The sequence below is a fragment of the Pelosinus sp. IPA-1 genome (assembly GCF_030269905.1).
Lineage (GTDB): Bacteria > Bacillota > Negativicutes > DSM-13327 > DSM-13327 > Pelosinus.
Genome location: NZ_BSVC01000006.1, coordinates 422,070 through 428,069, shown reverse-complemented (window position 1 = coordinate 428,069; position 6,000 = coordinate 422,070). Strand labels below are relative to the sequence as shown.

The 6,000-nt window shown below is 36.5% G+C and carries 4 protein-coding genes; 2 read left to right on the top strand and 2 right to left on the bottom strand.

What is annotated here, in order from left to right; translation table 11 throughout:
• Positions 1-316: 316 nt before the first annotated feature.
• Entirely contained in the window at positions 317-991 is a 675-nt protein-coding gene (gene yunB, locus QSJ81_RS17050; RefSeq protein ID WP_285718550.1) for a sporulation protein YunB, read from the bottom strand.
• A 327-nt stretch (positions 992-1,318) separates the two neighbouring features.
• Here yunB and tyrS point away from each other — a divergent pair, with 327 nt between their 5' ends.
• Positions 1,319-2,536, top strand: a complete 1,218-nt coding sequence (gene tyrS / locus QSJ81_RS17045; RefSeq protein ID WP_285718549.1) for a tyrosine--tRNA ligase — start codon at positions 1,319-1,321, stop codon at positions 2,534-2,536.
• 205 nt (positions 2,537-2,741) lie between these two features.
• Complete coding sequence (locus QSJ81_RS17040) at positions 2,742-4,859, top strand: transglycosylase domain-containing protein (RefSeq protein WP_285718548.1); 2,118 nt, start codon at positions 2,742-2,744, stop codon at positions 4,857-4,859.
• 604 nt (positions 4,860-5,463) lie between these two features.
• Here QSJ81_RS17040 and QSJ81_RS17035 read toward each other — a convergent pair.
• On the bottom strand, positions 5,464-5,871 hold the full coding sequence (locus tag QSJ81_RS17035) for a hypothetical protein (RefSeq protein ID WP_285718547.1): 408 nt from the start codon (positions 5,869-5,871) through the stop codon (positions 5,464-5,466).
• Between the last annotated feature and the right edge of the window lie 129 nt (positions 5,872-6,000).

The window sequence follows — 6,000 nt, the reverse complement described above, 5'->3', positions numbered from 1 at the left end:
GGATCAAACTCTCCAATAAATTATATTAGAGAACCTTGATGGCTCTTTAAAAAACTAGCTTTTGTCAATCTCACCGAAGTGGATCAACTTTGTTTTGTACTCAAACGAGTACCGCACATCTGGCTTATTTTAACCTTACTTACATTGTTTAGTTTTCAAGGAACACTACATCGCTTATTGCGCTTCAAATATGTTAACACATTTATTATGGCTTGTCAACATTTCCAAGAGTGCTTCCGATGACTTATTTATATTAACATATTTTTTAAATTTATGTCAACCCCTTTTTTCATTGATTTTAATTTTATACCTGTTCTTATTGTTTCAATTCTTCGGCTATATTATTAGGAAGAGGAAATGGAAATTGTACATATGTACTAGGTACATCCCCAACAACAACATATTCGGCGATTGGCATCTGTGTATCCACACTAATACTTTTACTAACTAAGGGAACTACTATTCTAATTTGTGTAGTGGCAATTAGATAAATCATGTGCCTAGTTTGATTAATACCTGCCTGTTCAAATTTATCGATTACTTTTACCTGAACTGTACCAATTGGAATAACCGTTACCGTTATATTTGGTCCAATGCTAGCCAATAACTGACTACCTAAAATTTGTCCCATTGGTATCTCAATTTTCTCTTCACCGATACCTTTTAGAATATCTTGCACTTTAATTGTAGTATCTGCAGCAATTCTATTAAATTCCATAGTATTAGGTTGTATTAACACTACACGACCACGACTATCAAGTGTAACGTTCATCAATGTTTGAGGATTAATATCTAAATTCACTCGGTCGTTAATAACCTGATTAATAGATTGAGTGGCAATAAAAGTGGCTTTTGTTTCAGCTATAACTAATAATGTTGGCTTTAAATGGGCTTCTACCATCCAAAAACCCGTCACAAAAATAATACATGCCACAATAGCTAACAATATTGAGGATGATATTCTCCGTCTTTTCACTACAGAAAACCTCATGATTACCCTCCTAAAGTAGGATATAACGTATTATATGGTTTTATCGCTTTTAATGTGTCATATTTATGTGGAACGTATGAAAGATTTGACCGTAACACCATATGTTATATGGTGTTACGGTCAAATCTTTAACTATGGATCACATTGACAATTGTGGTGTATCCTGCTATATTACAGTTAGTATTTCACATAAAAGTTTCCCGAAAAATATGCAATCCGTTTTACCTTAGAACGGAATGGCAGCGCGGGTAATACTCGTCCCTAACCAGGACGGTTTTATTTTTATATGTTAACCATTTGGCAAATATAAGGAGGTTTATCAACTCAATGACTGTACTTGATGTTCTTAAAGAACGAGGTTTTATCCAACAACTTACCCATGAAGATGAAATGACGGAACTCTTTGCTAAAGAAAAAATCACTTTTTACATTGGCTTTGATCCCACAGCGGACAGCTTACATGTGGGACATTTTCTAGGAATGATGGTAATGGCACACATGCAAAAGGCTGGTCATCGACCCGTGTGTCTAATCGGTGGCGGCACGACAATGGTCGGTGATCCTTCAGGTAAAACTGATATGCGCAAAATGATGACCCAAGATGATATCGTCCACAACGGTGAACGCTTTAAAAAACAAATGCAGCGCTTTATTGACTTCTCTGATAACAAAGCGTTAATGGTTAATAATGCTGATTGGCTACTTAATCTCAATTACATCGAATTTTTAAGGGATATCGGTGTGCACTTCTCGGTCAACCGGATGCTAACTGCTGAATGTTTTAAACAACGGTTAGACAAAGGGTTATCTTTCTTAGAATTTAACTATATGCTAATGCAAGCCTATGATTTCCTAGAACTTAATCGTCAATGCAACTGCATCATGCAAATGGGCGGAGATGATCAATGGTCTAACATCCTTGCTGGAGCAGATCTTATAAGACGCAAAGAAAGCAAACCAGCCTTCGGATTAACCTATACTCTTTTGACCACTAGTGATGGGCGAAAGATGGGTAAAACGGAGAAAGGTGCACTTTGGCTCGATGCCGAAAAAACTTCTCCTTATGCTTTTTACCAATATTGGCGTAATATTGACGATGCAGATGTAGAAAAATGTTTAGCACTTCTAACTTTTATGCCAATGGATGAAGTAAGAAGGCTAGGTGCTCTTAAAGACAAAGAAATTAACATCGCAAAAAAAATACTAGCCTTCGAAGTAACGAACCTCATTCATGGTTCAGAAGAAGCTGAAAAAGCGCAACAAGCAACTGAAGCATTATTTAGTGGAGCTGGTGCATTAGATAATGCCCCGACAGTGTCCATTACCACTAACATGCTTGGTAACAAAATTATTGACGTTTTAGCTGCAACTGGAATAGTCCCATCCAAAAGCGAAGGAAGAAGACTAATCCAACAAGGCGGTCTTTATATTGGCGACAATAAAGTAACCGATTTAGACTTTATAATTACTGCTGATTTATTTGAAAATCATAGCCTGCTTATTCGTAAAGGTAAAAAAACCTTTCATCGCATTATTATAGAATAAATGCATAGAAAATCTTAACTATTCTTAATTTCTATACTATAGACTTTCGTAATAATCTAAATGACACCACTTTGGTGTCATTTTTTTGAGCGGCATTATAACATAGGATTTCATAAATTGCAAACAATGTTAGCAAAATATATCCCCTGAATAATACCCTTTTATGGTATAATAGTTAGCGTACTCAATTCTAAGGAGGTTGCCCATGGACAAGGATCGAGACGATAGCTCCAAAAACAGCCGTCGTTCTTCTAAAAGTGGAAGTTCAAAAATAACCGTAATAGCATTAATTGTTTTTGTTGTAATGATTACTGGTGCTGGTCTTGGTTTTTTGACAGCTAGTATTCATACTATGCCTAGTCTAAAAGATGAAATCAGACCTGCTGCTTCTTCACAGATTTATGACGTTAATGGAAAATTAATTAACACCATTCATTCTGTTGAAAATCGAGTTCCTGTTTCTATTAATAAAATCCCTAAAAATTTGCAAAATGCGTTTGTAGCTGCTGAAGACGCACGTTTTTACCAGCATATTGGTATTGATCCCCGCGGTATTTTACGGGCAGTATGGTCAAATATAACTGACCGCGGCGTATCTGAAGGCGGCAGTACCATTACACAGCAGCTAGCTAAAAATGCCTTACTCTCACAAGAACGTACATTAAAACGCAAAATACAAGAAGCAATTTTAGCGTTACAAATTGAACGTCAATACAGTAAAAGCGAAATCCTAGAACTTTACTTGAATCAAATTTATTTTGGGCAAGGCGCCTATGGAGTACAATCTGCCGCGATTGTATATTTTGGCAAAAACGTCGAAGATTTGACTTTACCAGAGTGTGCTATGCTAGCAGGTATTCCTAAAAGCCCAAACTATTATTCACCATTCAATAACCTAAAGGCAGCCACAGAGCGGCAAGCTACTGTTCTTGATCAAATGGTTAAATATAACTTTATTGATTCTGCAACAGGCATTCAAGCTGCGAACAGTAAACTTAAATTAGCAACACGTTCTACCCAATCAGATAATAAGATTAATACAGCTAGTTATTTTGTTGACTATGTTACACAATATCTTATTGATAAATATGGTGCTGACGCAATTTACAAAGACGGTCTAAAAATTTATACTACCTTAGATTTAGATATGCAAGAAGCAGCAGAACAAGCCATGCAAAAATTACCGAATGTACGTACGGATAGCAGTGGTTTACAACAGCCTCAAGGAGCCCTTGTTGCTATTGATCCACGTACAGGTTATATTAAAGCAATGGTTGGCGGCCGAGGCAATGACCAATTTAATCGAGCAGTACTAGCAGAACGGCAGCCAGGTTCTGCATTTAAACCTTTTGTATATTTAGCTGCTTTAGAAGGCGGGATGACTCCTTCAACAATGATTGAAGATACCCCAATAACCTTTGGTAGCTGGTCTCCAATAAATTATGATGCAAAATTTCATGGATCTGTTTCTTTGCGTACAGCACTGGAGCAATCGCTTAATGTACCAACTGTAAAAATAGCCAATCAAACAGGTGCCGATAAGCCATTATACTATGCCCAACAAATGGGTATTTCTACCCTGGTTTTACAAGGTTCTACCAATGACCGCAACTTAGCCATGTCTCTCGGCGGCCTTACTCGTGGTGTTACTCCCTTAGAACTTGCAAGCGCTTATGGTGTTTTAGCAAACCAGGGAGTACACGTAGAGCCAATAAGTGTCATTAAAATTGTTGATCGAAACGGTAAAATTTTAGAGCAGATAACGCCAAAAGAAAAAGCAGTTGTTAATGAACGTTCCGCCTACATTCTTACTGATATGCTACGCGGTGTTATTACAAACGGCACCGGTACAGCAGCAGATATTGGTCGCCCGGCGGCTGGTAAAACTGGTACAACCAGTGATTATAAGGACGCCTGGTTCGTCGGATTCACCCCCGATCTTGTAGCGTCCGTCTGGATTGGTTATGACTCTGATGAAAACTTAAATGGAATCACCGGAGGTACTCTTCCAGCTACAATTTGGAGAGCATTTATGAATAAGGCTTTAACCAAAATTCCTGCTCGCGATTTCATTAGGCCTAGTGGTGTTGTTCTTGAACCTAATCCTACTCCCAAGCTTACTGAACAGAATCCTGATGAAAAGCAGCCTGTAAACCCATTAACTACGGATGGCAAAAAAGATAAATTACCTAATCAACCAGGCGATGAAGCGCATCCTGTTGATAAAAATCTTCCACCGCCACCATCTAAGCCAGATAAAAATACTTCGCCCCTTCCACCACCACCAAAAGCAAATGAACCACCAAAAAAAAATAATCCTTAAATAAGAAAAACACGCGAAAGTACGCGTGTTTTTCTTATTGCTGCATATACATTATTATAGATCATAAACAGGTAGATATGTCGTCATTATCAAAACAACAAAATAAAAGGATAATAATGATTATAATCCAAATACCGCCAAAACCGCGACCACCGAAGCCACCAAATTGACGTGCCATAATTATTCCTCCTCCTCATATATAATTAAAGATAATTATAAATTTTGAACACCTATTTACTCTACTATATGAATAAAACAATCAGTAAGTTACTAAGTTTCCCACAAAAGTTTTATTATTTTAAATTTAGGAACACACCTTAACGTGTTCCCATATCAATAAGTAAAATATTTATTATGAGAAACTACTTTCATCATTATTAAAAGCAAAGAGTAAAAGAATGATAATGTTAATGATAATCCACCAAGATTGACCTCCACCAAACACAACCTCTTGCCATTGCAAATTACCGCCTTAAAGAATAACATTTTAAGAGCGATTATTTAAATAAGTGTCGCCTGTTATTTAAATATCGCCCACCCTCCTAGTTCAATATATGGAACTATCTATCAAAGTGTTACTAGACTACTTTCTTTTTATTAGAATTTATTCTAATATACGACGAATACTCTTCGGGACTTCCGATACCATCTTCATCGACTGCATCCCATTATTCACTAACTCGGTAATATTACGAACCTTGTCAATTGTACTTGTCATACCTTCTATTCTTCTATCCATCTGTATCCCCTCAGAAGATAGGGTTAATAGGATTACTATAAGTTGTAGATTGAAATTTGGATTATTCATAATTTGGTTAATTATTTTCGCTGGCCTGAATGATTTACTTTTAACATTTTTTGGTTCTCTTGCCTCATTTTCTTTTTGCTTATTCTCTAATTTCTCCATATTTTCGGCAAGCCCCTCCCCATTCATGACCGTTTCAGTATTTTTATCATCCTGTACGATTGATCGCTTGTAGTTTTTATAATGTCTTCGCAAGCGCACCCCCATCACCCCTTATAAAATTAATAAGTGCCATGATCTAATCTAATATATGTTGAACTTTTGCAATTGGCTATTATTATATACACAAAATTAGATTTTGGGCATAAATTATAATGCTATAAATAACCTGATTTA